Source organism: Streptomyces viridochromogenes (genome assembly GCF_001270495.1).
Lineage (GTDB): Bacteria > Actinomycetota > Actinomycetes > Streptomycetales > Streptomycetaceae > Streptomyces > Streptomyces viridochromogenes_A.
The window spans coordinates 107,100-131,898 of sequence record NZ_LGUR01000196.1 but is presented as its reverse complement, the minus strand read 5'-3'; the positions used below and the strand labels follow the sequence as shown (position 1 = coordinate 131,898).

General features: G+C 70.7%; 21 protein-coding genes and 1 pseudogene. 13 read left to right on the top strand and 9 right to left on the bottom strand.

Annotated elements, in window-relative coordinates:
* Positions 1-72: 72 nt before the first annotated feature.
* On the bottom strand, positions 73-354 hold the full coding sequence (locus tag ADK36_RS20430) for a hypothetical protein (RefSeq protein WP_053198530.1): 282 nt from the start codon (positions 352-354) through the stop codon (positions 73-75).
* 537 nt (positions 355-891) lie between these two features.
* Between ADK36_RS20430 and ADK36_RS20425 the strand changes: the two genes are divergently transcribed.
* From ADK36_RS20425 to ADK36_RS20415, 3 genes are all read left to right on the top strand, one after another.
* Positions 892-2,085 (top strand): carboxylate-amine ligase, encoded by a 1,194-nt coding sequence (locus ADK36_RS20425; protein ID WP_048579245.1) that lies wholly within the window; start codon positions 892-894, stop codon positions 2,083-2,085.
* 233 nt (positions 2,086-2,318) lie between these two features.
* Positions 2,319-4,103: an N-acetylglutaminylglutamine amidotransferase gene (locus ADK36_RS20420; protein WP_048579096.1), complete on the top strand. Its 1,785-nt coding sequence runs from the start codon at positions 2,319-2,321 to the stop codon at positions 4,101-4,103.
* The gene (locus ADK36_RS20415) at positions 4,076-6,319 is read left to right on the top strand and encodes a prolyl oligopeptidase family serine peptidase (RefSeq protein ID WP_199830216.1); all 2,244 of its coding nucleotides are present in this window, start codon (positions 4,076-4,078) and stop codon (positions 6,317-6,319) included. The genes ADK36_RS20420 and ADK36_RS20415 overlap by 28 nt, the downstream gene beginning before the upstream one ends.
* Before the next feature lie 5 nt (positions 6,320-6,324).
* Here ADK36_RS20415 and ADK36_RS20410 read toward each other — a convergent pair whose 3' ends face one another.
* Positions 6,325-6,546 carry a DUF6480 family protein gene (locus tag ADK36_RS20410; protein WP_048579094.1) on the bottom strand — a complete coding sequence of 74 codons (222 nt, stop codon included), beginning with the start codon at positions 6,544-6,546 and terminating at the stop codon, positions 6,325-6,327.
* 43 nt (positions 6,547-6,589) lie between these two features.
* Positions 6,590-7,012, bottom strand: a complete 423-nt coding sequence (locus ADK36_RS20405) for a CBS domain-containing protein (protein ID WP_048579093.1) — start codon at positions 7,010-7,012, stop codon at positions 6,590-6,592.
* A gap of 182 nt (positions 7,013-7,194) precedes the next feature.
* Between ADK36_RS20405 and ADK36_RS20400 the strand changes: the two genes are divergently transcribed.
* Both ADK36_RS20400 and ADK36_RS20395 read left to right on the top strand, forming a co-directional pair.
* Positions 7,195-7,605: a hypothetical protein gene (locus ADK36_RS20400; RefSeq protein ID WP_048579092.1), complete on the top strand. Its 411-nt coding sequence runs from the start codon at positions 7,195-7,197 to the stop codon at positions 7,603-7,605.
* Between the two features lie 87 nt (positions 7,606-7,692).
* Entirely contained in the window at positions 7,693-8,370 is a 678-nt protein-coding gene (locus tag ADK36_RS20395; protein WP_048579091.1) for a DUF6766 family protein, read from the top strand.
* A gap of 241 nt (positions 8,371-8,611) precedes the next feature.
* On the opposite strand, the gene ADK36_RS20390 is transcribed toward ADK36_RS20395, so the two are convergent.
* The 5 genes from ADK36_RS20390 to ADK36_RS20370 all read right to left on the bottom strand — a co-directional run bounded on the left by ADK36_RS20390 (position 8,612) and on the right by ADK36_RS20370 (position 14,355).
* Positions 8,612-9,241: an amylo-alpha-1,6-glucosidase gene (locus ADK36_RS20390; protein ID WP_053198528.1), complete on the bottom strand. Its 630-nt coding sequence runs from the start codon at positions 9,239-9,241 to the stop codon at positions 8,612-8,614.
* A 245-nt stretch (positions 9,242-9,486) separates the two neighbouring features.
* Positions 9,487-11,097: a glycoside hydrolase family 13 protein gene (locus ADK36_RS20385; protein WP_048579090.1), complete on the bottom strand. Its 1,611-nt coding sequence runs from the start codon at positions 11,095-11,097 to the stop codon at positions 9,487-9,489.
* 59 nt (positions 11,098-11,156) lie between these two features.
* The gene (locus ADK36_RS20380) at positions 11,157-11,990 is read right to left on the bottom strand and encodes a carbohydrate ABC transporter permease (protein ID WP_053198526.1); all 834 of its coding nucleotides are present in this window, start codon (positions 11,988-11,990) and stop codon (positions 11,157-11,159) included.
* Positions 11,987-13,042: a carbohydrate ABC transporter permease gene (locus tag ADK36_RS20375; RefSeq protein WP_053198602.1), complete on the bottom strand. Its 1,056-nt coding sequence runs from the start codon at positions 13,040-13,042 to the stop codon at positions 11,987-11,989. Before ADK36_RS20375 ends, ADK36_RS20380 begins: the two co-directional genes overlap by 4 nt.
* Positions 13,043-13,056: 14 nt before the next feature.
* The gene (locus tag ADK36_RS20370; protein WP_048579088.1) at positions 13,057-14,355 is read right to left on the bottom strand and encodes an ABC transporter substrate-binding protein; all 1,299 of its coding nucleotides are present in this window, start codon (positions 14,353-14,355) and stop codon (positions 13,057-13,059) included.
* Positions 14,356-14,721: 366 nt separating this feature from the next.
* Between ADK36_RS20370 and ADK36_RS20365 the strand changes: the two genes are divergently transcribed.
* The 8 genes and pseudogenes from ADK36_RS20365 to ADK36_RS20330 all read left to right on the top strand — a co-directional run bounded on the left by ADK36_RS20365 (position 14,722) and on the right by ADK36_RS20330 (position 23,643).
* On the top strand, positions 14,722-15,774 hold the full coding sequence (locus ADK36_RS20365) for a LacI family DNA-binding transcriptional regulator (protein ID WP_338060784.1): 1,053 nt from the start codon (positions 14,722-14,724) through the stop codon (positions 15,772-15,774).
* A gap of 783 nt (positions 15,775-16,557) precedes the next feature.
* A pseudogene (locus tag ADK36_RS20360) lies at positions 16,558-16,944 on the top strand (nitrate reductase); the annotation flags it as partial.
* A gap of 180 nt (positions 16,945-17,124) precedes the next feature.
* Positions 17,125-17,871: an SOS response-associated peptidase gene (locus ADK36_RS20355; RefSeq protein WP_048579085.1), complete on the top strand. Its 747-nt coding sequence runs from the start codon at positions 17,125-17,127 to the stop codon at positions 17,869-17,871.
* 149 nt (positions 17,872-18,020) lie between these two features.
* Positions 18,021-18,962, top strand: coding sequence for a metal ABC transporter solute-binding protein, Zn/Mn family (locus tag ADK36_RS20350; RefSeq protein ID WP_048579084.1), 942 nt, complete (start codon positions 18,021-18,023; stop codon positions 18,960-18,962).
* Between the two features lie 11 nt (positions 18,963-18,973).
* Positions 18,974-19,816: a metal ABC transporter ATP-binding protein gene (locus tag ADK36_RS20345; RefSeq protein WP_425315274.1), complete on the top strand. Its 843-nt coding sequence runs from the start codon at positions 18,974-18,976 to the stop codon at positions 19,814-19,816.
* Positions 19,813-20,685: a metal ABC transporter permease gene (locus ADK36_RS20340; protein ID WP_048579083.1), complete on the top strand. Its 873-nt coding sequence runs from the start codon at positions 19,813-19,815 to the stop codon at positions 20,683-20,685. Before ADK36_RS20345 ends, ADK36_RS20340 begins: the two co-directional genes overlap by 4 nt.
* 46 nt (positions 20,686-20,731) lie before the next feature.
* The gene (locus tag ADK36_RS20335; protein ID WP_048579082.1) at positions 20,732-22,711 is read left to right on the top strand and encodes a heavy metal translocating P-type ATPase; all 1,980 of its coding nucleotides are present in this window, start codon (positions 20,732-20,734) and stop codon (positions 22,709-22,711) included.
* 92 nt (positions 22,712-22,803) lie between these two features.
* Positions 22,804-23,643, top strand: a complete 840-nt coding sequence (locus tag ADK36_RS20330; protein WP_048579081.1) for a class I SAM-dependent methyltransferase — start codon at positions 22,804-22,806, stop codon at positions 23,641-23,643.
* On the opposite strand, the gene ADK36_RS20325 is transcribed toward ADK36_RS20330, so the two are convergent.
* On the bottom strand, positions 23,629-24,699 hold the full coding sequence (locus ADK36_RS20325; RefSeq protein WP_048579080.1) for a LacI family DNA-binding transcriptional regulator: 1,071 nt from the start codon (positions 24,697-24,699) through the stop codon (positions 23,629-23,631). The two genes, ADK36_RS20330 and ADK36_RS20325, sit on opposite strands and share 15 nt — an antisense overlap.
* Positions 24,700-24,799 lie beyond the last annotated feature (100 nt).

The window sequence follows — 24,799 nt, the reverse complement described above, 5'->3', positions numbered from 1 at the left end:
GGTGCTGGTACTCCGGGGCACCAGTAGTGCCCCGGACCAAAGTGGAAGCTCCACGCAGTGCGGCGAGCGCTGCTAAGCGAGCAGCGAGTTGTAGAGCTCGGTCATTTCGGTCTCGAAGAGAGGTGCGTTGAGTTCCTGGGCGGCCGGGATCACCCGTTCGCGAAGGAAGCGGTCGTGATGTTCCGCGGACTCCCAGACATCGACGACCTGCCAACCGCCTCCCTCCAGCGGCGCGGCGTAGTGGGCGATCATCCCGTTCGGCAGGTTGTTCGGGTCGGGAATGACCTGGTCGATGGTCGCCTGGTAGAGCTCCTTGGTCCAGTCAGGGCTGTGGTGATACGCAAGGATGGGCATCCGTCAGCCCTCCTTTCATGCCGGTTGGTCTTTGCTCACGACGCTAGGTTTCGGGGCTGAGGGCCGCGACCGCTGATACTCCAACCAACGCGCCGCCCCGGCATCCGCTGGGCCGCCGGGGCGAGAGACGGCGCTTCAAGCGGCTTGGCGAGGCCCTGACGGCGGCCTGCCCGCCGGGAGCCGATCGCGGTGCGCCCGAGGCGTTCGACGCGAAGGCACGCGGGAGCTGGCGGCCGCGGACCGGCGGCCACGATGGCGTGCTTCGCCTCTGGGAGCCAGAGACGGGCGGGCTTGTGCACGCGCTCCCCGTCGGTGCTCCGATCAATGCGCTCCTGACCATGGACAACTTGCTCGTCATCGGGTCGCGGGACGGACTGATCGCCTTGGAGAGCTGAGCAGAGCACAGCGCCGTGGTTACCCGTCCGTAAGAGGGGAACTCAGAGCACACCACAAAACGCCGCAATCGCCGCATCCGCCCAGGGCGGGTCACCCCCTCCCCGCGGGCAGGCGCTCGGATCCCGAGGAGCGACCGTGACCATGTGCATCGGTGTGGAGGAGGAGTTCCACGTCCTGGAGGTGGAGAGCGGCAGGCTCGTTTCGCGTGCCGACGCGATTCTGCGGCGGCTTTCCAGACGAACTTTCACGACCGAACTGCATCAGTGCACGGTGGAGTCCAACAGCGCAGTGCACACGTCCCTGCACGACCTGTACGCCGACCTCGCCAGGACGCGACAACAGCTCGACACGGCCGCCTCCTCGTTGGGACTGGCCGTCGTCGCCGCCGGTACCGCCCCCCTGGAACCCGCGGGCCTGATGCCCCCCACCGCGGAGGCGCGCTACCGCCACATGGCCGAGGAGTACCGCAGGGTCGCCGACGAGCAGCTCATCTGCGGTGCCCAGGTCCATGTGGACGTGCCCGACCGCGACGCCGCCGTGCGGGCCATGTGCGAGGTCTCGCCCTCGTTGCCGGTCCTTCTGGCCCTCTCCGCCAGTTCACCGCTCTGGCAGGGGGCCGACACGGGATACGCGAGCTGGCGGACTCTGCTGTGGCAGCGCTGGCCCACCGCGGGGCCGGTCGGCTGCTTCCCGGGCGCCGCCGAGTACGACGCCACGGTGAAGGACCTCGTGCGGGCCGGGATCATCAGCGACGAGGGGATGATCTACTACGACGTCCGCCCCTCCGCCCATCTGCCCACGCTGGAACTGCGCATCTGCGACGCCTGCCCGCATCCGGAGACCGTCGTCCTCATCGCCGGACTCTTCCGCGCCCTGGTGACCGAGGCTCTCGAACGGCTCAGCCGGCGCGACGCCCCCGGCTGCGCCGGCCGGCACGAGTGGCTGCGGGGTGCGTCATGGCGGGCCGCCCGGTCCGGGCTCGAAGGCACACTGGTCGACCCCGAGACCCATCAGGAGGCCCCCGCGCACCAGGTCGTGCGGAACCTGCTCGGCCGGCTGCGGCCCGCGCTGGAGGCCCAGGGAGACTGGCACACCGTCCGTGAGCTGACCGAGGCGGCCCTCGCGGACGGAAGCGCCGCCCAGCGCATCCGCCGTGCGGCCCAGGAAGAGGACCTGCTGGGCTGTGTCGACATGCTGATCGCCGAGACCCGCGGCGAACGCGGACGCCGCACGCCGCTGCGGCGACCGCTCGACCGCAGGCCCGCCCCGGCCGTCGTCGCGCGCGATTCGCGCACCTCCGCCGGTCGCGGTTGCATAGACGGCATCGGGCGCTGACGTGCCGGTGAACGTCGCCGGGCCGCCCATGGGTCCTCGGCCGCCGGAGCATCGTGCCGACAGGGGCAGCAGCCCCTCGGCAGGCCGCGCAGCCGTACGACGAAGGTCTTCTCCGTGTGCAGAAGGGGTTTCGTGATGTCTCGCACCACCTCCCAGATCCCGACCGACGGGCGCATGCCGGCAGTCCCGCTTCAAGGCGTCGATGCCGGGCCGCGGAAGGGAGGCGGGCCGTCATGTGCGGTCTGACCGGGGAGATCCGCTTCGACGGCCGGCGAGCCGACCCGGCCGCAGTCGAACGTATGAGTGAGAGACTTGCCGCCCGTGGGCCCGACGGCCAGGGCACCTGGACGCGGGGCCCGGTCGCGCTGGGACACCGGCGGCTGAAGATCATCGACCTCTCTGACCGCGGCGCCCAGCCGATGACCGACGCCCGGGGCGAAGTCACCGGCGTCTTCAACGGCTGTGTGTACAACCATCCGGAGCTGCGCGCGGAGCTGCGCGGCCTCGGGCACGTCTTCGCGTCGACGTCGGACACGGAAGTGGTGCTCAAGGCCTACCAGCAGTGGGGCACGGCCTGCGTCGAGCACTTCCTCGGCATGTTCGCCTTCGCGATCGTCGAGCACCGGACCGGCCGGGTCGTCCTCGCCCGGGACCGGCTCGGAATCAAGCCCCTGTACCTGGCGGAGACCCCCGGCCGGCTGCGGTTCGCCTCGACGCTGCCCGCCCTCCTCGCGGCCGGGGACGTGGACACCTCTCTCGACCCGGTGGCCCTCCACCACTACCTGAGCTGGCACGCCACCGTCCCGGCACCGCACACCATGCTCAACGGGGTGCGCAAGCTCCCGCCCGCCACCGTGCGGGTCATCGAGCCGGACGGTGCCCACCGGGACCACCGCTACTGGCAGCCGTCCTACACGCGCCGTGCCGAGTGTGCCGACATGGGCGCGGACGAATGGCGTGACGCGGTGCTGGACGGGCTGCGCACGGCCGTACGCCGCAGGATGGTGTCCGACGTGGAGGTCGGTGTCCTGCTCTCCGGCGGCCTCGACTCCAGCCTGATCGTCGCGCTGCTCGCCGACGAGGGCCAGCGTGACCTGCGGACGTTCAGCGTCGGGTTCGAGACGGAGGGCGGCGAGAAGGGCGACGAGTTCCCGTACTCGGACCTGGTCGCCCGCGAGTTCGGCACCGACCACCAGCAGCTGATGGTTCCCTCCGACCGCGTCTCGACTGCCCTGGACGGGGCGATCGCGGCCATGAGCGAGCCGATGACCAGCCACGACGTGGTCGCCTTCTACCTGCTGTCCGAGCAGGTGTCCAAGGAGGTGAAGGTCGTGCAGAGCGGCCAGGGCGCCGACGAGGTCTTCGCCGGATACCACTGGTACCCGCAGCTGGCGGAGGTCCCCCGGGAGGACGAACCGGAGCGGTACGCCGCGACGTACTTCGACCGGCCGCACGCCGACCTCGCCCGGGTCCTGCGGCCGGACATGGTGCCCCGCGACGACGTCTCGGACCGCTTCGTCCGCAGGCACATGGCGGCACCGGGCGCGGAGACCGCCCTGGACGCGGCTCTCCGGCTGGACACCCACGTCATGCTCGTCGACGACCCCGTCAAGCGGGTCGACAACATGACCATGGCCTGGGGCCTGGAGGCCCGCGTGCCCTTCCTCGACCACGAACTGGTGGAGCTGGCGGCGGCCTGCCCGCCGGAACTGAAACTGGCCGACGGCGGCAAGGGCGTGCTGAAGGAGGCGGGCCGCAAGCTCCTGCCCCGTGAGGTCGTCGACCGCCCCAAGGGCTATTTCCCGGTGCCGGCCATCCGGCACATGGCAGGCCCCGTCCTGCAACGCGTGCGTGCGGCATTCGAGGCGCCGGAGGCGAAACGACGCGGCCTGTTCCAGGAGTCGTACGTGGCCGAGCTCCTCGCGGCACCCGACGAGCACCGGACCAAGCGCGGTGCGAACGCCCTGTGGCAGATAGCTTTGCTGGAGATATGGCTGCAGACCCACGGAATCAAGTGACCGACGACGGGGGCACGCGGTTGGCGCAAGGCCCGGCGCCCGTGTACGCGCGCCCCGGGGCGGTCACCTCGGCCTCAGGCCGGCCCCCGGAGGGCCGGACGGGGGACCTGCACGCGAGTGCCCGCACCCCCGCCCCGGAGCCGGTGCCGCTGCCCGAGGCAGGCGGCCCGCGCGACGCCGTGACCCGGCTGCGCGCGCACGGCTGCTGGTACCCCTCGGCCAACGCCGACGGCACCGAGACGGCCTTCATCTGCGACCGGGGCGGCGTGCCGCAACTGTGGGCCGGCTCCGTCGACAGCGACGAGGTGCGGCTCCTCGACTCCTCACCGGACCCCGTCAAAGAGGTGCTCTGGTCACCCGACGGCCGCTGGATCGCGTACACCACCGCGCCGGGCGGCGGTGAGCACTCCCGGGTGCTGTGCGTGCGGCCCGACGGCACCGGACGGCGCCTCCTGGCGGGGTCCGACCCGGCCAGCTCCGCCTATCTGGGGTGCTGGGCGCACGACAGCTCCTCCGTCGCCGTCACCTTCGCGGCACCCGCCGCCCCGCGGTACGAGGGCCTCGCCGGGCACGCCGCCACGGACCAGGACCCGGCTGACGGCCACTTCGACGGCACCCGCCTGGCCGCCGACTGGGCGGACCGGGACGGGCACGCGAGGCTCCTCGGGCCGGCCGCCTACGACGCGGCGCGGGGGAAGGAACCCATCGGAACGCCCACCGGCATCGACGCCCCGGCGGCACCCGCGGTCCGGCCCGACGGCGGCCTGTCGGTCTACTTGATCGATCCCGACGGCCTGGCTTCCCCCGTCCTGCTCACCACGGAAACGCACGCCGCCTCGCTGCGGGTCTGCGACCTCAGCCGCGACGGTCGCCTCGCGCTGCTGCGCCGAGGCCCGCGCGGACGGCGCGAGGCGGTCGTCCGGCGCACCGCCGACTCGGGGACCACCTTCGCCATGCCGGTCGCCGACGGCGACCCGTGGATCGGCCGCTTCTCCCCGGACGGGCGGACCCTGTGGCTGCGCAGCAACGCCGCCCGGGAGTACGCGGCGCTCCTCGCGGTCGCTCTGGACGCCGACGGCGCCTCCCGCGGCGTATCCCTCGTGGCGGAGCGCGAGGGCAGCGACCTCGAACTCCTGGTGCTGGCGCACGACGGCCGCACGGCCGCGCTGGCGTGGAACGTCCAGGGGGCGAGCGAGCTGGAACTCGTCGAGACCTTCCCGACCTTCAAGGGCCCGGACGCCACGGGTCCGGCACGGCCCGTCCCCCTGCCCCACGAGGTCGTCACACGCATGACGGCCGCCGGCACCGGACGACTGCTCCTCGCCTTGTCCGGGTCGCAACGCCGGCCGGGTGTCTGGTGGGCCCACGAGGGCGTGTCCATGCTGCGCACCCCCTGGTCCTCCCAGGACGAGGACGCCGTCCCGCCGGGCCGCCCACCGGTACGCCCCGTCCCCTTGCGCCTCACCGCGAGGGACGGGCTGCCACTGAGCGGTTGGTACTACAGGGCGCCGGGGCGGGCCCGGGACGACCCGGCGCCCTGCGTGATCCACCTGCACGGCGGTCCCGAGGAACAGGAACGTCCGGTGTTCCACCCGCTCTACCACGAGCTGGTCGGGCGCGGCCTGGACGTCTTCGCCCCCGACGTCCGGGGCTCCCTGGGGCACGGCCGCTCCTTCGTCGACGCCGACCTGGGCGCGGGCCGCTTCGCTGCGTTCGACGACGTCGCCGACTGCGCGGGCCACGCGGTCATGGCGGGCCCCGCCGACCCGACACGGCTCGCGGTCATGGGCCGCTCCTACGGCGGCTATCTGACCTTCGCCTCCGTCGTCTGGCACCCGGATCTCTTCCGTACCGCGGTCGCCGTCTGCGGCATGTCGGACTTTCTCACCTTCTTCGCCGGTACCGAGCCCTGGATCGCGGAATCGGCGGCTCACAAGTACGGCCACCCGGAACGCGACCGTGAACTCCTGCACGCCCTGTCACCGATGGGCCGCATCGACGCGCTGCGTGTCCCACTGCTCGCCGTCCACGGCGAACACGACACCAACGTGCCGCCGGGGGAGTCCCAGCAGTTCGTACGCGCCGCGCGTGAGCGGGGCATCGACGCCGAACTGCTGACCCTGCGCGACGAGGGCCACGACTTCCTGCGCGCCGAGAACCGGCGCCTGTTCCGCCGGGCCGCCGCGGACTGGCTGGAACGGCACCTCCACCTGTGAACCGGCTACAAAGCCACCGCCATGGCGATCAGCCCGATCGCCACCAGCACCACCACCAGCATGATCAGGACGAGCGGCCCCGGCCCCCAGCCCCTGCGCAGGTCGGACTGCGGATAGGAGATGCCGGCCGTACTGCTCTCCTCGGCGGGTGGGGTCTCACCGGGTGGCACACGGCTCCCGGGTTCGAGATGCGGAGTTCGTGTCGGCTCGGGATCGGGGTTCGTCATGGCGTACCCCTCCTCTCCGGGATGGGTTGCTGCGAAGCCCGTTTCACCTGTTGGGGCGCGCAGCGCTGATGTCGCCGAGAGCCGACTCGGGATCGCGCTCGATGGCCAGATCACCGATGGAGACGATGCCCACCGCGTGATGTTCCTGGTCGACGACCGGTACACGCCGGACGGAATGCTCACGCATCACCGTCACCGCGAGCCCCAGGTCGTCGTCGGGCCCTACCGTGACCAGGTCCTCGCTGCACGCCTCGGCCACGGTCGTGCTGCCGGGATCGCCGCCCTCGGCCATCGCGCGGATCACCAGGTCGCGGTCGCTGACCAGCCCGCGCAACTGCTCGCCCTCGGTGACCAGTACGGCACCGATGTTCTCGTCGCGCATCATCCTGGCCACCGTCTGCACCGAGGTCAGCGGTTCGACGGTCATCGGGTCGGACGTCATGACGTCGCGGACATGCTGAGTCATGGGATACGTCCCTCCGTGGCGTCGGGCGGTGCCTCTCACCGCCGTGCGACCACCGAGTACCCGTCGAACGACCGCCTCCCACGTGACCCGGTGGGCCCCTCTCACCGTGCGGCCGGTCGGCCCCTCGCCGATGCTGGTCCTCCACGCCACAGAGGTCCTGACGTGAGCGGATGCGATGCGCGATGTCGATCAGTAGGGGGTGCCGCGGCCTTCTGGTGACCGCGCTCGCCGTGACGACCGGCTGCGGTGCCGCGGCGGGCGAGCGCGGCGACGCCGCAGCCGCCGCCGCGACCGGATTCACGTACGCCTTGCAGCGGGCCGACGGCAGGCAGGCATGCGCTCTCCTGGCTCCTAGAACACTCGACGAACTGGAGAAGCCCGAGCAGACCCCCTGCGCTCAGGCGGTGACCGAGGAGCGGCTGCCCGCCGGGGGCGCGGTCCGCAGGGTGGACGTGTACGGCGGTCAGGCCCGGGTGGTCCTCACCGGCGACACGCTGTTCCTGGCCCACTTCCCGTCCGGCTGGAAGGTGACCGCCGCCGGGTGCACGCCCCGTCCGGAGCAGCCGTACGACTGCACGATCAAGGGCGGGTGAGGGATCCGTGCGGACCATGTTCACCCTGTGCCTGCTTCTCGTGATCGGCGGCCTCGCCTATTTCACGACGCTGGGGCTGATGCACCGATGACGCCTCGTTTCCTGCGCGAGAACGGCCTGAGCCTGGCGTTCGGGACCGGCTTCCTGCTGGCCCTGTGCGGACAGGCGATCGCGGGGCACGCGGACTTCAACAACGCGCTGGTCAGCGACGGAATGGAGCCGATCGGCCTGGGCGCCTACCTGACCTCGTCGGACTTCGCCGTCGATGTGACGGAGAACTGGCAGTCCGAGTACCTGCAGTTCTTCCTCTACATCTTCGTCACCGTCTGGCTGCTCCAGCGCGGCTCACCGGAGTCCAAGGAGCTGGACAAGGCGGGCCCGGAATCCGACGAGGACCAGCTCGTCGGGGAGCACGCCCCGGCCGACGCCCCCCGCTGGGCACGCGTCGGCGGCTGGCGTCAGGCGGTGTACTCCAGGTCTCTTGCCCTGGTGATGGGAGGCATCTTCCTGCTGTCCTGGCTGGCCCAGTCCGTCACCGGCACCGCCGCCTACAACGAACAGCAACTGCGCGACCTCCAGGCGCCGGTCGGCTGGACCCAGTACATCACCGCCGCCGACTTCTGGAACCGCACCTTCCAGAACTGGCAGTCCGAGTTGCTGGCCGTGGCCTCGATGGTCGTCCTGTCGATCTACCTGCGCCAACGCGGCTCCCCGGAATCCAAGCCGGTCGGCGCCGCCCACACCGCGACGGGCGTGGAGGGCTGATGGCGGAGGGCTGACGAGGGGGCGGCGTCAGGCAGGTCGTGGGTGGACAGAGCTTGCCTTTGATCCTGTCCGCGGCTTCCGCTGGCAGTGGCCGTCTCGCAGCGTGATTGGGCGCTGAGGGGTGGCCCGGTGGCTCGGCATCAGGGTCTGATCACGGTCAGCTCTTCCGGAGCGGTCATGTCTACCGTTCCGTCCCCTGCGACCGTGACGTCCACCTGGCCTCCGCCGACTTGGAGGCCCTTCACCGTGAGCGGTGCGTACGCCGAGGCGAAGTTGGGCGGACGGTGACCGTGCCGCCGGGGACGTCCGCGTTCAGGCCCAGGGCTGCCTGGAGTGCGAGGATCGCGGAGGCGGCCGCCCATGCCTGTGGTCGGCAGGACGCCGGGTAGGGGGCGGGGTACGGGCTCTGCTGGCTGCCGTGGCCGGCGAAGAGCTCGGGGAGGCGGGCCTCGAAGGCCGTCGACGCGGTCAGCAGGCCGGCTGCCAGTGAGACGGCGGCGTCCGGGAATCCGGCCTTGGCCAGGCCGTGTACGGCGATCGCCGTGTCGTGCGGCCAGATCGAGCCGACGTGGTAGCCGTAGGGGTTGAAGCCCACCGCGTTGCTGCTCAGGGTGCGCAGGCCGTGGCCTGCGTCGAGGTCGGGTCCGGCGAGGCGGGCCGCGAGCAGGGCGCTCTCCTCGGCGTTGAGCAGGCCGGTGCCGAGGAGGTGGCCGAAGCCGGAGGTGGCCGATTCGACGGGCTTGCCGTCGCCGTCGAGTGCGACGGCCGGGTAGGGGCCGTGTTCGTCCGTCACCCAGAAGTGGTCACGGAAGCGGTCCGCGAGTCGCTCGGCCCATGTCTCCCATTCGTCGGCTCGTGGCTCGGTGTGCACACCGAGACGACGGCGTCGTGCGAGAAGGGCTGCAGGCCCTGCACGATTGGGCCGGGCGTCACGGCTGCAGCGTCGGAGGTCTGGGACGTGATGGTGATGTCCAAAGGAGCGGAGCCTCTCGCGGTGGTACTGGCCGGCCGGCGCCCGCCGTGCCGAGGGTGGGGCCAGGGCCTGTCCGATCGGCGGGGAGTGACACCGGACAGGCCCTGGCAGATCGAGGGGGCCGCGGCCCCTGGTGCGGGCTGCTACACCTTGAGCCAGACCGCGCGGTCGGGTTCCAGCTGCCCGTGCGTGACCGGGCCGCTGGCCAGCAGGATCGCGGTGTGGTCGGGCAGCTGGTGCGCCTCATCCGAGAGGTTGACGACGCAGAGGAAGCCGGGTTCGCGGTGGAAGGCGAGGATGCCTGCGGGGGCGTCGAGCCAGCTCATGGTGCCGTCGCCGAGGGCGGGGTGGTCGCGGCGTATGACGAGGGCGGTGCGGTACAGCTCCAGCATCGAGGTCTCATCCCCGGTCTGTGCCTCCACACTGCGCTCACCCCAGCTGGCGGGCTGGGGCAGCCAGGGACCGGCGTAGGCATCGTCGGGGCTGAAGCCGAACGCCTCCGCCTGTCCGGACCAGGGGATCGGCACGCGGCAGCCGTCGCGGCCGCGGTCGGTGTGGCCGGAGCGTTCCCAGATGGGGTCCTCAAGGACGTCCACCGGGAGGTCCTCGACTTCGGGCAGGCCGAGTTCGTCGCCCTGGTAGATGTAGGCACCGCCGGGCAGAGCGAGCATCAGCAGGGCGGCGGCGCGGGCACGACGGGTGCCCAATTCGAGGTCCACGGGGCCTTGGGGCTGGTAACGCTCGTTGGGCACCCAGCGTGCGACGGTCTGGCGGGCGTAGCGGCTGGTGTGGCGCATGACGTCGTGGTTGGAGAGCACCCAGGTGGCCGGGGCGCCGACGCCGCTGAGCATGGCGAGGGAGTCGTCGATGACCGTGCGGAGGTCCTTGGCGTCCCAGCTGGCCATGAGGAAGTCGAAGTTGAACGCGGTGTGCAGGCCGCCGGGGCGGACGTAGGCGGCGAGGCGTTCGGGAGTGTCCGCCCAGGCTTCGGCGACGAAGGCCCGCTCACCGGGGAACTCGTCGGCGACCGCACGCCAGGTGCGGTAGATGTCGTGGACCTCGTCGCGGTCCCAGTGCGGGTGCACGATCTGTTCGCGTGTCAGGTCGGGCAGTTCGGGGTCCTTGGCGAGGCCGTGGGCGACGTCGATGCGGAAGCCGTCGACGCCCCGGTCGAACCAGAACCGCAGGATGGACTCGAATTCGGCGTGCACGTCGGGGTGTTGCCAGTTGAGGTCGGGCTGTTGGGGGGCGTACAGGTGGAGGTACCACTCGCCATCGGGAATGCGGGTCCAGGCGGGGCCGCCGAATTCGGAGATCCAGTTGTTGGGCGGTCGGGTACCGTCGGGGCCGCGGCCGGGCCGGAAGATGTAACGCTCGCGTTCCGGGCTGCCGGGGCCTGCGTCCAGTGCCTCCTGGAACCAGGCGTGCTCGTCGGACGTGTGGTTCGGGACGATGTCGGGGATGATGCGGATGCCGTGCTGGTGGGCTTCGGCGATGAGTTGCTCGGCGTCGGCGAGGGTGCCGAACAGCGGGTCGACGGCGCGGAAGTCGGCCACGTCGTAGCCGCCGTCCGCCATGGGGGACTTGTACCAGGGGTTGATCCACAGGGCGTCCACGCCGAGCGACTTGAGGTACGGGAGGCGGGAGCGCAGGCCGGCGATGTCGCCGACGCCGTCGCCGTTCCCGTCGGCGAAGCTGCGGATGTAGACCTGGTAGATGACGGCGCTGCGCCACCAGGGCGTGGTGGGGGACATGGTGCTGATGGGTCCTTTGAGAAGGGGACTGTGGGGGAACCCGCCACTGGAAGGGACGGCTACTTGGCTGCGCCCGCGGTGAGTCCGGCGACGATGCGGCGCTGGAAGAGCAGCACCATGATCACCAGTGGGACGGTGACCAGGACGCCCGCGGCCATCTGGCTGCCGAACGGGGTGTCGAACTGCGTGGCGCCGGCGAACTTGGAGATGGCGACCGGCGCGGTCTGGATGCTGGGCCGGTTCGTCATCGACAGGGCGATGAGGAACTCGTTCCAGGCGGCGATGAAGGTGATGATCGCCGTGGTGAAGATGCCCGGCGCGGCGATCGGGATGATGACCTTGCGGAACGCCTGACCCCTGGTGCAGCCGTCGATCATCGCGGCCTGCTCCAGTTCGTCGGGCATCTGCCGGAAGAACGTGGTCAGGTTCCACACCGCCAGGGGCAGGGCGAAGGACATGCTCGGCACGATCATCGCCTGGTAGGTGTTGATCCAGCCGATGTCCGTGAACAGCTTCAGCAGCGGGACCACGATCGACACCACCGGGAACATCGAGGTGGCGATGATCAGGGTGAGGATCAGCCGCTTGAAGCGGAACTCCAGCCGGGCCATGGCGTAGGCGGTGAACGTGGCCAGCAGCAGTGCCAGGACGGTCGTGATGCCGGAGACGATCAGGCTGTTGAGCAGGGCGCGGCCGATTCCCTGGGAGGGGTCGAAGACCGCTTCGTAGTTCTCGAACGACACCGGGGAGGGCAGGAGCGAGGTGTCGAAGATGTCCGAGGTGCGGCGCAGGCTGGAGACCAGCATCCAGTAGAAGGGGGCCAGGCAGTAGGCCACCACCCCGGCAACTCCCAGATACAGGAGCCCGGTTCGCCATTTCACGGTCGCGGTCATGCCGGCACCTCCACACGGTTGTGCTTCGAGGCCCGTCGGCGCTTCTTCCTGCCCGAGCCGCCCGCTTCGCCGACGACGTCCGCGCCCAGGAGCCGAACGAAGCCCAGCGCGATGAGAAGGACGTAGACGAAGAGCACCACCGCGTACGCGGCGGCCGGCCCGAAGCGGACGTTGGACGCCTCGTTCTGCGCCAGCATCGACAGGGTCTCCACCGAGCTCTTCTGCGCACCGACGAGGAGGTAGGGCAGGTCGAACATCCGCAGCGCGTCCAGACAGCGGAACAGCACAGCCACCAGCAGAGCTGGCTTCACCAGCGGCAACGTGATGTGCCAGAACTGGCGCTGGGGGCTCGCCCCGTCCATGCGGGCCGCCTCGTAGACCTCCTTGCCGATGACCTGCAGGCCGGCCAGGACCAGTAGCCCGATGAAGGGGGCGGTCTTCCACACCTCGGCGATGATGACGGCGACCTTGGCGTGGAAGCCCTCAGTGGTCCACAGGATCTGGCGGCCGATCATGGCGTTGGCGATGCCGTCGCTGTTGAAGATCCACCGCCACAACAGGCCGGAGATGGCCGTGGGCACGGCCCAGGGGATAAGGATGCTCGCGCGGATCAGGGCCCGCCCGCTGAACGCCTTGTGCATGATCAGCGCCATCGCGACACCGATCACCGTCTCCAGACCCACCGTGACCACGGTGAAGAAGGTGGTGTTCCAGAAGGCGTTCCAGAAGCGCTCTCCGGCCTCGCCGAAGATGTCGGTGTAGTTCTGCAGCCCGACGAACGGCTCGGTGTCGCTGATGAAGCCGGTCTTCGGGTCCAGTCCCTTGGTTCCGTACAGCGATTCCCTCAGCGCCATGATCGTCGGGTAGAGCACGACGACGGTCAGCACCAGCAGGGTCGGGGACACCAGCAGGGCGGCCATCCGGCCGGTACCCGCCGTGGCCGACTTCCGGCCGCGCCGGGCTTTCTCCGGCGCGGGCGGCCGCCCGGCCCGGCCTGTTGCCGTGCCGGGCGGCCGGTCCGCGGCCGTCTCAGGTGGGGTCCGAGTGGCCACCACGAGCCTCCTTCTCACTGCGCCGAGAGCTTCTGCAGGGCTTCCTGCAGGTCCTTCAGCGCCTGCGTGCTGGACTTGTCGCCGTTCAGGGCCGCGTACGTCTCCTGCTGGATCGCTGAGGACACGTCGCCGTACTGGACCACCCGGGGGCGGGGCACGGCGTTGAGGATCGACTTCTTCAGCACCGGCAGGTACGGGTACTGCTTGACCAGCGCCTGGTCGTCGTACAGTTCCGCGTACGGCGGGGCGGCCGAGCCCTCCTTGAGGAACGTGGTCGCGCTGTCGTGGTTGGTGAAGTACTTGATGAAGTCCAGCGCCGTGGCCTTGTTCTTGGCGAAGGAGGACACGGCCACGTTGTGGCCGCCCAGGGTGGACGAGCCGGCTCCGGTCAGGCCGGGCAGTGGCGCGACCGCGAACTTGCCCGCGACCTTGCTCTTCTCGGCCAGCGAATACACGTAGGGCCAGTTGCGCAGGAAGATCAGCTTGCCGGACTGGAACGCCTGGCGGCCTTCTTCCTCCTGGTAGGTGATGGCCTCCTTCGGGATGGTGCCGTCCTTGAAGGAGTCGACCAGGAAGTCCAGGCCCTTCTCAGCCGCAGGGGTGTCGACGTCCGGCTTACCGTCGGCGTCGGTGACGACTCCGCCGGCGGAGTTCACGGCCTCGGAGAAGTTGACGGTGAGGCCCTCGTACTTCTGGAACTGGCCCGCGTAGCAGTCCATGCCCTTGGCCTCGGGCAGCTTTACGACCTTGGCGCAGGCGGCCCGCATCTGCGCCCACGTCGTCGGCGCGGCACTGACGCCGGCCTTCTTCAGCAGGTCGGAGCGGTAGTACAGCAGGCCGCCGTCGGAGGACTGCGGGACCGCGTACAGGTTGTCGCGGTACTTGGTCGTCTCCACCACGGGCTTGAGCATCTTGTCCAGCGGGAACTGCGCGGCGGGCAGTTGGTCGATCCACTGGTGGGCGGCGAACTCCGAGGTCCACACCGCGTCCAGGGAGAGCACCGTGTAGGCGTCGGACTTCGTCTCGGCGTTCTGGATCATCTGCTGGCGCTGCTGGTTCACGTCCGACGGCAGTTGGACGAAGGTGACCTTCTCCTTCGGGTGCTGCTCGTTCCAGCCGTCGATCACCTTCTGGACGACGCCGGAGCTGTCCTTGGCGGCCGCGAACGTGATCGGGCCACGGCCCGAGAACGACGGGCTTTTGGACTGCCCCGACGAGCTGTCGCTGTCGGAGGAGCCGCAGGCGGTGAGGACGAGCCCGGCGGCGGCGAGCACGGCCGAGCACTGAAGGGCTCTGCTGGTTCTGGCGTTCACTGTCTCTCCTGGACGTGCGGAACCGAAGTCTCGGCGGGGTCGCCCTGTAGGGAACAGCTACCGAGATGACTCTGAGACGGCTCTGATACGAGACCGTGCTGTCACAGCGTCTTCTAGATCAAAAGAGCAGGTCACGGCCGTGAAGGGTGGACTCACGGCGACGACTTCGACTCCGTTGTGACAACGCTTGCACCGTAGGAGTGCACCAGACGGAAGTCAATGCGTAACTTCGTAGTAGCGCGGATGTTTTAGGAGATCGGTGCCCTCCATGCCCGTCTTCGACATGGGCGCCTCCCTGGCAAAGGATCGTGACAGCGCTGTCACGAAGGGTCCCGCCTGAGGGGCAATCTGTGTTAACTTCCGCTCATGTCACCAGCTCAGCGGCACCCCACGTTGGCCGACGTCGCCGAACGGGCGGGGGTCTCCCCGTCGACCGTCTCGCGCACCCTGCGCGGCCTGACGTCGGTCTCACCGAAGGTCCGTGCCCGGGTCGAGGAGGCTGCCCGCGAGCTCAACTTCGCGATCTCGCGGCAGGCATCGAGCCTGGTCACCGGCCGCACCGGCGTCATGGCGGTGCTCGTGCCCACACTCGACTCGTGGTTCATGGGAGCGGCGCTGTCCAGCCTGGGCCCGCTGCTGCGCGGCGCGGGCATGGAACTGACCGTCTACGTGGTGCCCGACCTTGCCGAACGGGCCGCATTCTTCGAGCGTCTGCCGGCCCGGCGCAACGCGGACGCGCTGCTGGTGTTCAGCTTCGACCTCAGCAAGGAGGAGACCGCCCGGCTGGACGAGCTCGGCATGCCGGTCATCTACATCAGCCAGCATGTCGAGGGCCGCCCGAGCATCTACGTCGACGATGTCGCCGGTGCCTGCAAGGCGACCCGCCACCTGATCAACCTCGGGCACCGTCGGATCGCCTTCGCGCACACCGTCAACGCCCGCGGTTTCACCTTCAGCTCACGCGAGCGCCTCGTCGGCTACCAGCAGGCACTCGCCGAGGCGGGCATCCCCCTGGACGACGACCTGATCGTCACCACCCCGCCCCGCGACAAACGCGGCACCACCCAGGCGGTGGGAAACCTGCTGAGCCTGCGCGAACCGCCCACCGCCATCTTCGCCGAGCAGGATGAACTGGCGGCCTCCATCATCTCCACCCTGCGCACCGTGCAGATCGAGGTCCCCCAGCGCATCTCCGTCCTCGGCTTCGACGACCAACTGATGGCCGAATGGCTCGACCTGTCCACGGTGGCCCAGTCCCCCTCCGACATGGGCCGCGTCGCCGCCGAACTGGCCCTGGAGCTCATCAACGACTCCGAGTCGGACCGCGGCCGGCACATCGTCCTGCCCACCCACCTGATCCCGCGAGGAACCACGGCCGCGCCGCCCGCATCCCACAGCGAGCAGGAAGGCTCCGACTGACTTCCGGACGGCGGGCCGAAAGCTCTGACGCCTGCGCCTAGGCCCGGCTGCGGACGCCACCGCACGGAGGATCGGACGGGGGAACGCCTATGCGGGTGACGGTACGTGGTGTTCTGGTGTGCGCCTTTCTGGCTCTGGGGCTGTGGGGGTCGTTCCAGCTGCTTGAAGGGGTGAGAAACCAGGGCCTGGTAGAGGAAGTGACGTGCCCCTACCTCAACATCGGGCCGGACGAGGAGGAGGCCGGGCAGCTTATGCGGCCCGGTGGCAGGTGCGATCCCAGCGAGCACCGTTCCACCATCCGCACGTATGCGCAGCAACGGGACTTAGCAACAGCGGCACCGGCGCACCGTCCTCGGAGCCTGGTGCCTCGGTGCGGGAGCAGCCGGAGGGGCGCTGGTCGGCCTGCTGACGCCCTGTCCGTCCCAAGCTGCCACCAGTCAAGGGCACCGTCCTGCACGTCGTAGGACCAAGCTGTGAAGTGCCGACGCGACCACACTCCACTACGCGGCGCGGTACCTCGACTGGATCCTGGACGACTCCGCGGACAAGATCGTCATGGCATCCGCCCCATGCGCGACGAAGACGAGCGCCGCGTGCGCAGGCTCCTCGACGACCTCGGCGTCCCGTCACAGCACTGACCGCGCGTAAACCGTACGGCAGCCGGGCCCACGCGACATGGGCAGGCGGTCCGGGCTGGAACAGTGGTGCACCCCTCTGGGCCCGAGAGGAAGCGGCAAAGGATCTGTTGTGTGGGGAGCATCCTCACAAGCCGGTCGGCCGAAGGACATCCTCCTCGACCACGCCGCCCGCATGGACTTCCGCGACAAGGACGGCGCCCCGCTGATCACCTGGCACGTCCCGGAGTCCGCGTTCGAGGCGTGGAAACGGTGCGGCGCCGGCCGGCCCTGCGACTGCACCGGCCTCGCCCACGCCCGACTGCGCGGCGGGACCGGTATCCAGCGGCCGTGCGACGAGGATGCCCCCCACGGAACGCAACGCCTCTACACCGACGGCATCGGCTGGGCCCACCCCGACGTCTGCGAGTCCTGCGGCAAGGACCTGGGGACCGGCGCGACGGACGACGTCGTCGAGTACCGCTCGCTCAACCCCGACGGCAAGGCCGTGATCAGGGCGGCTGAGTATCTGCCGCCGCACGAGGAGCCCGACGAGGGACTGGGAGATGCTCGCCCAGGCTGCCCAGGGACGACAAGCTGCTCGCCCTGGCCTCCGAGTGCCATCCGCGGACACTGCGGCAGATACGCTGGACCAACAGCATGATCAAGAATCTCTCGCCCCAGATCCTGACCAGCCTGTGAGGACGGGCCCACCGCGCCGTGGCACAGTGGCCCTATGTGCGGCCGCTACGCCTCCACCCGCAGCCCCCAGGACCTCGCCCAGCTGTTCCAGGTTGCCGAGTGGCATCCGGAGGAAACCCTGGCGCCGAGCTGGAACGTGGCGCCGACCGACGAGGTCTGGGCCGTCCTGGAACGCACACCGCGCGGCGCCGACGAGAACGAGCCGGCCCGGCGTCGGCTGCGGCCCCTGCGCTGGGGCCTGGTGCCCTCGTGGGCGAAGGACGCGAAAATCGGCGCGCGGTTGATCAACGCGCGGGTGGAGACCGTGCACGAGAAACCCGCGTTCCGCCGGGCGTTCGTCAAACGCCGCTGTCTGCTGCCGGCCGACGGCTTCTACGAGTGGGACGAGGTCAAGGACCGCAAGTCGGGCAAGGTCCGCAAGCAGCCGTACTTCATCCACCCGCAGGACGGGCAGGTCCTCGCCCTCGCCGGGCTGTACGAGTTCTGGCGCGATCCCGAGATCAAGGATGCCGACGACCCCGCCGCCTGGCTGCTGACCTGCACCATCATTACCACCGAGGCCACCGACGCCGCCGGCCGCATCCACCCCCGCATGCCGCTCGCCCTCACCCCCGAGCACTACGACGCCTGGCTCGACCCCGACCACCGGTCGACCGACGACCTGCGCGCCCTGCTCACGCCACCGGCGGACGGCCAATTGGACGCGCGCCCGGTCTCCCCGGCCGTGAACAGCGTCCGCAACAACGGCCCGCAGCTGCTGGACGCGGTGCCCGCCCCCTGACCTGGCGGAAGGTGAGTTCTCGGTAAGGGTTGCCCCGACGGAGGACCGAAAGGCACTTTTGACATCCGTTTTCATCTAGCGTGGGCGCGACGCCGGGCCGAACGGACCTCGGCGGACCATTCGCCCTTCCCCCTGCCCCGGAGGAACCCATGCCCGCGCCCTCGACCCGACTTCTCGCCCCCCTGATAGCCGGCGCCTGCCTCATCTGCCTTGCGGGCTGCGGCGGTTCGTCCGGTTCCGGAACCGATGACAACGATGCCGCCAAGAGTCCCGCCGCGGGGTCCGTCATCCCGGTCGTCGCCTCGACGAACGTCTACGGCGACCTGGCCGAGCAGATAGGCGGCGGAAAGGTCCAGGTCACCTCGATCATCAGCGACCCCGACCAGGACCCGCACTCCTACGAGGCCAGTACGCAGAACCGGTTGGCGCTGTCCAAGGCCAAGGTCGTCATCGAGAACGGCGGCGGTTACGACGACTTCATCGACCGCATGCTGAAGAGCGGCGACTCGTCCGCCGACGTGATCAACGCGGTCAAGGTCTCCGGGAAGACGGCCCCGGCGGGCGGGGAGCTCAACGAGCACGTCTGGTACGACTTCCCCACGGTCGCCAGACTCGCCGACCGCATCGCCGCAGCCCTGGCCGAGGCGGACCCGGCCGACGCCGCCACGTTCACCGAGAACGCCAAGGACTTCGAGGGGAAGCTCAAGCCGCTGGAGCAGAAGGAAGCCCGGATCAAGGCCGGCCACGGCGGCGAACGCGTGGCCATCACCGAGCCCGTGCCCCTGTACATGCTTCAGGCCGCCGGGCTTGAGAACGCGACACCCGAGGAGTTCAGCGAGGCCATCGAGGAAGGCGACGACGTCTCGGCCCGGACCCTGCGGGAAACCCTGGCGCTGTTCTCCGGCAAGAAGGTCAAGGCGCTGGTCTACAACGAGCAGACGTCCGGACCGCAGACCGAGAAGGCCGAGCGGGCGGCCAAGGCCGCCGGGATTCCCGTGGTCCCCGTGACCGAGACCCTCCCGCACGGCAAGGACTACCTCGGCTGGATGACCGCCAACGTCGACGCGCTCGCGAGCGCGCTGGCCAAGTGAAGGCGTCCACCGTGGCCGACGACACCGTGGCCGACGACGACACCGCGCTGATCAGCCTGCGCGGAGCGGCCCTGTCCTACGGCGAGCGCGTGCTGTGGCAGGGCCTGGACCTCGATGTGCGGCCGGGCGAGTTCCTGGCCGTGCTCGGCCCCAACGGGGCGGGCAAGACCAGCTTCGTGCGCGCCCTGCTGGGCCAACGGCAGCTGTCCGCCGGTACGTTGAAGGTCCTCGGCCGTCCGCCCCGCAAGGGCAGCCGGCATGTCGGCTACGTCCCGCAGCAGGCGACGCTGTCCGCGCAGGCGATGCTGCGCGCCCGCGACCTGGTCCGCTTCGGCATCGACGGGCACCGCTTCGGACCCCGGCCGCGCACGGGCGCCGTACGCCGCCGCGTGGACGAGGTCCTGGCCTCGGTCGGGGCCACGGCGTACGCGGACGTCCCCGTCGGCCTGCTCTCCGGCGGCGAACGGCAGCGCGTACGCATCGGACAGGCCCTGGTGACCGACCCCCGCATCCTGCTCTGTGACGAACCGCTGCTCTCCCTCGACCTGCACCACCAGCGGGCCGTCACGGAACTGGTCGACGCCCGGCGCCGCTCCCACGGCACGGCGGTGGTGTTCGTGACCCACGAGATCAACCCCGTGCTGGGACTGGTGGACCGTGTCCTGTACCTCGCCCGCGGCGGCTACCGGGTCGGCACCCCCGACGAGGTCCTGACCTCCGAGGCGCTGTCGCAGCTGTACGGCACCCAGGTCGACGTCATCCGCGTCCGGGACCGCGTGACGGTCGTCGCCGTACCCGACGAGGCGGCACAGGAGCCGCACCACCCCGAACTGCCGCACGGAGTACGGCCATGACCCTCGCCGACGGGATCTGGCAGCAGATCTTCACCTTCGACCACTACGGCGAACTGCTCGCCCTGGTCCGCAATTCCCTGATCGCCGGCGCCGCGCTCGGTCTGGTCGGCGGCCTGGTGGGCGTGTTCGTGATCATGCGGGACCTGCCGTTCGCGGTGCACGGGATCAGCGAGCTGTCGTTCGCCGGCGCCTCGGCCGCGCTGCTGATGGGCGTGAACATCGTGGCCGGCTCGATCGTCGGCTCGCTCGTCGCCGCCGGGACGATCGGGCTGCTCGGCTCCCGCGCCCGGGACCGCAACTCGGTGATCGGCACCATCATGCCGTTCGGCCTCGGGCTCGGCGTGCTGTTCCTCGCCCTCTACAAGGGCCGGGCGGCGAACAAGTTCGGCATCCTGACCGGGCAGATCGTCGCCGTCGACACCCCGCAGATGTCCTGGCTGCTCGGCACGTCGGCCGTGGTGCTCGTGGCGCTGGCCGTCATGTGGCGGCCGCTCGCCTTCGCCAGCGCCGACCCGGAGGTGGCCGAGGCGCGGGGCGTGCCGGTGCGCGGCCTGTCGTTCGCCTTCATGATCGTGCTGGGCCTCGCGGTCGCCCTGTCCGTGCAGATCGTCGGCGCGCTGCTGGTCCTCACCCTCGTCGTCACACCTGCGGCCGCCGCGGCCCGGATCACGGCCTCGCCGGTGCTGCTGCCCGTCCTGAGCGTGGTGTTCGCGGTCGTCTCGATCGAGGGCGGCATCCTGCTGGCCCTGGGCGGCTCGCTTCCCATCAGCCCGTACGTCACCACGATCTCGTTCGCGATCTACCTCGTGTGCCGGGCGCTCGGTACCCGCCGGACGCGGAAGTGGGGTGCCGCGCGAGCCACCTCCTGACATGAAGACATGAATGAGTCTTCATTTGTTCCTCTATCGTGGGGGCATGACTTCCACGCTCACCCCGTCGTCGGTCGACGCCTCCCCGTCCGCGCGGACCGCGGCCGCGCCCCGGCGGCGCACCCGGCTGCTCGCGCTCCCGGAGGTCCGCTGGGCCGCCGCGGCCACCGCGCTGTTCCTGCTCGCGCTGCCCCTCCAGCTCGCCGGAGCGCCCGCGTGGACATGGGGCCCGCTGTACGCCCTGGCCTACGCCACGGGTGGCTGGGAGCCCGGCTGGGAAGGGCTCAAGGCGCTCAAGGACAGGACCCTCGACGTCGATCTGCTGATGGTCGTGGCCGCGCTCGGCGCCGCCTCGATCGGGCAGGTGATGGACGGCGCCCTGCTGATCGTCATCTTCGCGACCTCGGGCGCCCTGGAGGCGCTCGCCACCGCCCGCACCGCCGACTCCGTGCGCGGCCTGCTCGACCTGGCCCCCGCCACGGCCACCCGCATCGCCCGCGACGGCACCGAACAGACCGTCGCCGTCGAGGAGTTGACGGTCGGCGACACCGTCCTCGTACGGCCCGGCGAGCGCGTCGGAGCCGACGGCCGGGTCCTGGACGGAGCCAGCGAGGTGGACCAGGCGAGCATCACCGGCGAACCGCTCCCCGCCGCGAAGGAGCCGGGCGACGAGGTGTTCGCGGGCACCCTCAACGGCACCGGCGCCCTGCGCGTCCGCGTCGAGCGCGACGCCTCCGACTCCGTGATCGCCCGGATCGTACGGATGGTGGAAGAGGCGTCCGAGACCAAGGCGCCCACCCAGCTGTTCATCGAGAAGGTCGAACAGCGCTACTCGCTGGGCATGGTGGCCGCGACACTCGCCGTGTTCGGCGTCCCGCTCGCCTTCGGCGAGGAGTTCTCCGCGGCGCTGCTGCGCGCCATGACCTTCATGATCGTGGCCTCGCCCTGCGCGGTGGTCCTGGCCACCATGCCGCCCCTCCTGTCGGCCATCGCCAACGCAGGCCGGCACGGCGTGCTGGTGAAGTCGGCGGTGGTGATGGAACGCCTCGGCCAGGTCGACGCCGTGGCGCTGGACAAGACCGGCACCCTCACCGAGGGCACACCGCGCGTGGTCGACGTACGGCCGCTGCCCGGCCGCGGCCTGGACGAGGACGAGTTGCTGAGGCTCGCCGCGGCGGCCGAGCACGCCAGTGAACATCCGCTGGCCCGCGCGGTGGTGGACGCCGCACGGGACCGGCGTATCGACCTGCCCGCCGCGCAGGAATTCACGTCCGCGCCCGGGGTCGGCGTGCGGGCCGTCATCGACGGCCGCACCGTCGGCGTGGGCGCCCCGGCCCGCCTGCTCGACGACCCTGACGGCGAGATCGTGGCGCTCGCCGAGGAGCTTGAGCAGTCCGGCCGTACCGCCGTCGTCGTGGTCGTCGACGGCGACCCGGCCGGCGTGCTCGGCATCGCGGACCGGCTGCGTCCCGACGCCGCAGCCACCGTGGCCGCCCTCACCGTGCTCACCGGCACCGCACCGACCCTGCTCACCGGCGACAACCCCAGGGCCGCCGCCCGCCTGGCCGCCGAGGCGGGCATCGAGGACGTGCGCGCCGAGCTGTTGCCGCAGGACAAGATGGGCGCGGTGAAGGAGTGGGAGGCAGCGGGCCGCAAGGTGATGGTCGTCGGGGACGGCGTCAACGACGCGCCCGCCCTGGCCGCCGCCCACATCGGCGTCGCCATGGGCCGGGCGGGCTCCGACCTCGCCCTGGAGACCGCCGACGCGGTGATCGTCCGCGACGAACTCGCCGCCGTCCCCACCACCGTCGCCCTCTCCCGCCGCGCCCGGCGGCTGGTCGTGCAGAACCTCGTCATCGCCGGGGTGTTCATCACCGGCCTCGTCATCTGGGACCTGGCGGGCACACTGCCGCTGCCGCTGGGCGTCGCGGGCCACGAGGGCTCCACCGTTCTGGTCGGCCTGAACGGGCTGCGGCTGCTGCGGGACGCGGCGTGGGAGCGGGCGGCGGCGGACGGGACGGGCTGACTGCCGCGTCGTTGACCAGCGTGCGCGGAGGATGCTCGCCGCCCCCGCATATTCCCTCGCGGGTGAGGCTCGCTGTGCCTAGCCTGCTCCGCATGCCCGACGACACCACGCGAGCACAGCGCGACGACAGACCCCAGGAGTCCCGGAGGGTGCGCCTGAGCCGGACATTCGACGAAGACGCGGAGCTCTACGACCGGGCCAGGCCCGGATATCCCTCCGAGCTGTACGACGACCTCGTGGAGCTTGCGGTCGCCGGCCCCGGCAGCCGTGTACTGGAGGTGGGCTGCGGGACCGGCCAGGCGACGGTGCCCCTGGCTGCGCGAGGCTGTCGGATCACGGCCGTCGAGGCGGGACCGAGCATGGCCGCGGTCGCCCGTCGCAACCTGGCCGCAGCCACGGCCGTGGAGGTGGTGACGGCGGAGTTCGAGAGCTGGCCGCTGCCGGCGGAGCCGTTCGACGCGGTTGTCTCGGCCACCGCGTTCCACTGGATCGACCCAGCGGTGCGGGTGCCCAAGGCCGCCGACGCCGTGCGTCCGGGCGGGGCGCTCGCCGTGGTGCGCACCCAGCATGTGAGGGGCGGCACCGAAGACTTCTTCGTCGAGGTCCAGCGCTGCTACGAGCGCTTCGACCCGGAGACGCCGCCGGGACTGCGGCCTCCCGCGGCCGCCGACATCGACGGGTCGGAGCATGCGGAGGAGGTGGCGCGAAGCGGTCGATTCGGCCCCACGGTCTTCCGTCGTTACGAGCGGGATCTCACCTACACCACGTCGGGGTACCTGGAGCTGTTACGGACCTACTCCGGCCACCGAGCTCTTCCGGACGCCGCCAGGAACGGACTGCTGGGTTCCGTCGCCGACCTGATCGACGGGCGGTACGGCGGCCGGGTGACCAAGCGCTACCTCATCGAGTTGGGAGTGTCATACAAGCGGTGACGCGGGGCCGCTGCTGCGGCGCACCACCAGGTCGACCGGGACCAGCGAGTCGACCGGAGGCGGCTCGGCGGGGCCGTCGATCCGGTCCAGCAGCAGGCGCAGCGAACGGGTGCCGATCTCGGCGAAGTCCGTGCGTACGGTGGTCAGCGGCGGCAGGAAGTGCGCGGCCTCGGGGATGTCGTCGTAGCCCACGACGCTCACCTCGTCGGGGACGCAGCGGCCGGCTTCGTGCAGCGCGTGCAGCACACCGAGGGCCATCTGGTCGTTGGAGGCGAACACGGCCGTGACATCCGATCGGCGGGCCAGCTGCCGCCCCAGCTCATAGCCCGAGTCGGCGCTCCAGTCGCCGATCAGCGGGGCGGGCACCTCGGCGCCCGCCGCCTCCAGAGTGGCCTGCCAGCTGCCCAGCCGGTGATCGGCCGAGGTCCAGCCGGTCGGGCCCGCGATGTGCCACACGGTGCGGTGGCCCAGAGCCAGCAGATGTTCGGTGGCCTTGCGGGCCCCGGCCCGGGAGCCGCCGGTGACCTGCTGGGTGTCGGCGTCGAGCCCGTTCTCCAGCACGACCAGCGGGGTGTCGAGGCGGGTGTCCGCCAGCGCCTTGCCCACCCACAGCTGCGGGGCGATGGCGATCACCCCGTCCGCGCCCTCGGCGGACAGCCGGTTCACCGCCTCCACGACCGTGTCGGGCTCGGCCGTGTCCAGCGCGATCGAGCTCAGCAGGTAACCCGCCTCCTGCGCCGCCGTGTTGATCGCGGTGAGGATCGCGGCGGGCCCGTAACGCGCGGCGTCGAACGAGATCACGCCGAGCATCCGGGTCCTGCCGCTGGCCAGCGACCGGGCACTGCGGCTCGGGCGGTAGCCCAGCGTCCGCATGGCCGCCAGCACCGTCTCCCGGGTACCGGGCCGCACCGACGGGTGATCGTTGAGGACGCGGGAGACGGTCTGCTTGGACACCCCGGCCAGCCGGGCCACGTCGTCCATCACCGGACGCGCACCCGCGAAGTTCCGTCTGCTGCGCCCCTTCGGAGCGGAGTCGTCGGCGGAGCTTCGGGTCATGATGGCTGTTTCCTCGGCATCGAAACGGCGGTGGTGTCCCTCCCCGGCAGGACCCCAGCATAGGCAGCGCCACGGAGCGGGAACCCCCACGAGCGCCGCC

Bases quoted from the DNA above. Each gene is read 5' to 3' on its own strand.
- ADK36_RS20430 (WP_053198530.1), bottom strand. From the start codon at position 354: ATGCCCATCCTTGCGTATCACCACAGCCCTGACTGGACCAAGGAGCTC.
- ADK36_RS20425 (WP_048579245.1), top strand. From the start codon at position 892: ATGTGCATCGGTGTGGAGGAGGAGTTCCACGTCCTGGAGGTGGAGAGC.
- ADK36_RS20420 (WP_048579096.1), top strand. From the start codon at position 2,319: ATGTGCGGTCTGACCGGGGAGATCCGCTTCGACGGCCGGCGAGCCGAC.
- ADK36_RS20415 (WP_199830216.1), top strand. From the start codon at position 4,076: ATGGCTGCAGACCCACGGAATCAAGTGACCGACGACGGGGGCACGCGG.
- ADK36_RS20410 (WP_048579094.1), bottom strand. From the start codon at position 6,546: ATGACGAACCCCGATCCCGAGCCGACACGAACTCCGCATCTCGAACCC.
- ADK36_RS20405 (WP_048579093.1), bottom strand. From the start codon at position 7,012: ATGACTCAGCATGTCCGCGACGTCATGACGTCCGACCCGATGACCGTC.
- ADK36_RS20400 (WP_048579092.1), top strand. From the start codon at position 7,195: ATGTCGATCAGTAGGGGGTGCCGCGGCCTTCTGGTGACCGCGCTCGCC.
- ADK36_RS20395 (WP_048579091.1), top strand. From the start codon at position 7,693: ATGACGCCTCGTTTCCTGCGCGAGAACGGCCTGAGCCTGGCGTTCGGG.
- ADK36_RS20385 (WP_048579090.1), bottom strand. From the start codon at position 11,097: ATGTCCCCCACCACGCCCTGGTGGCGCAGCGCCGTCATCTACCAGGTC.
- ADK36_RS20380 (WP_053198526.1), bottom strand. From the start codon at position 11,990: ATGACCGCGACCGTGAAATGGCGAACCGGGCTCCTGTATCTGGGAGTT.
- ADK36_RS20365 (WP_338060784.1), top strand. From the start codon at position 14,722: ATGTCACCAGCTCAGCGGCACCCCACGTTGGCCGACGTCGCCGAACGG.
- ADK36_RS20355 (WP_048579085.1), top strand. From the start codon at position 17,125: ATGTGCGGCCGCTACGCCTCCACCCGCAGCCCCCAGGACCTCGCCCAG.
- ADK36_RS20350 (WP_048579084.1), top strand. From the start codon at position 18,021: ATGCCCGCGCCCTCGACCCGACTTCTCGCCCCCCTGATAGCCGGCGCC.
- ADK36_RS20340 (WP_048579083.1), top strand. From the start codon at position 19,813: ATGACCCTCGCCGACGGGATCTGGCAGCAGATCTTCACCTTCGACCAC.
- ADK36_RS20335 (WP_048579082.1), top strand. From the start codon at position 20,732: ATGACTTCCACGCTCACCCCGTCGTCGGTCGACGCCTCCCCGTCCGCG.
- ADK36_RS20330 (WP_048579081.1), top strand. From the start codon at position 22,804: ATGCCCGACGACACCACGCGAGCACAGCGCGACGACAGACCCCAGGAG.
- ADK36_RS20325 (WP_048579080.1), bottom strand. From the start codon at position 24,699: ATGACCCGAAGCTCCGCCGACGACTCCGCTCCGAAGGGGCGCAGCAGA.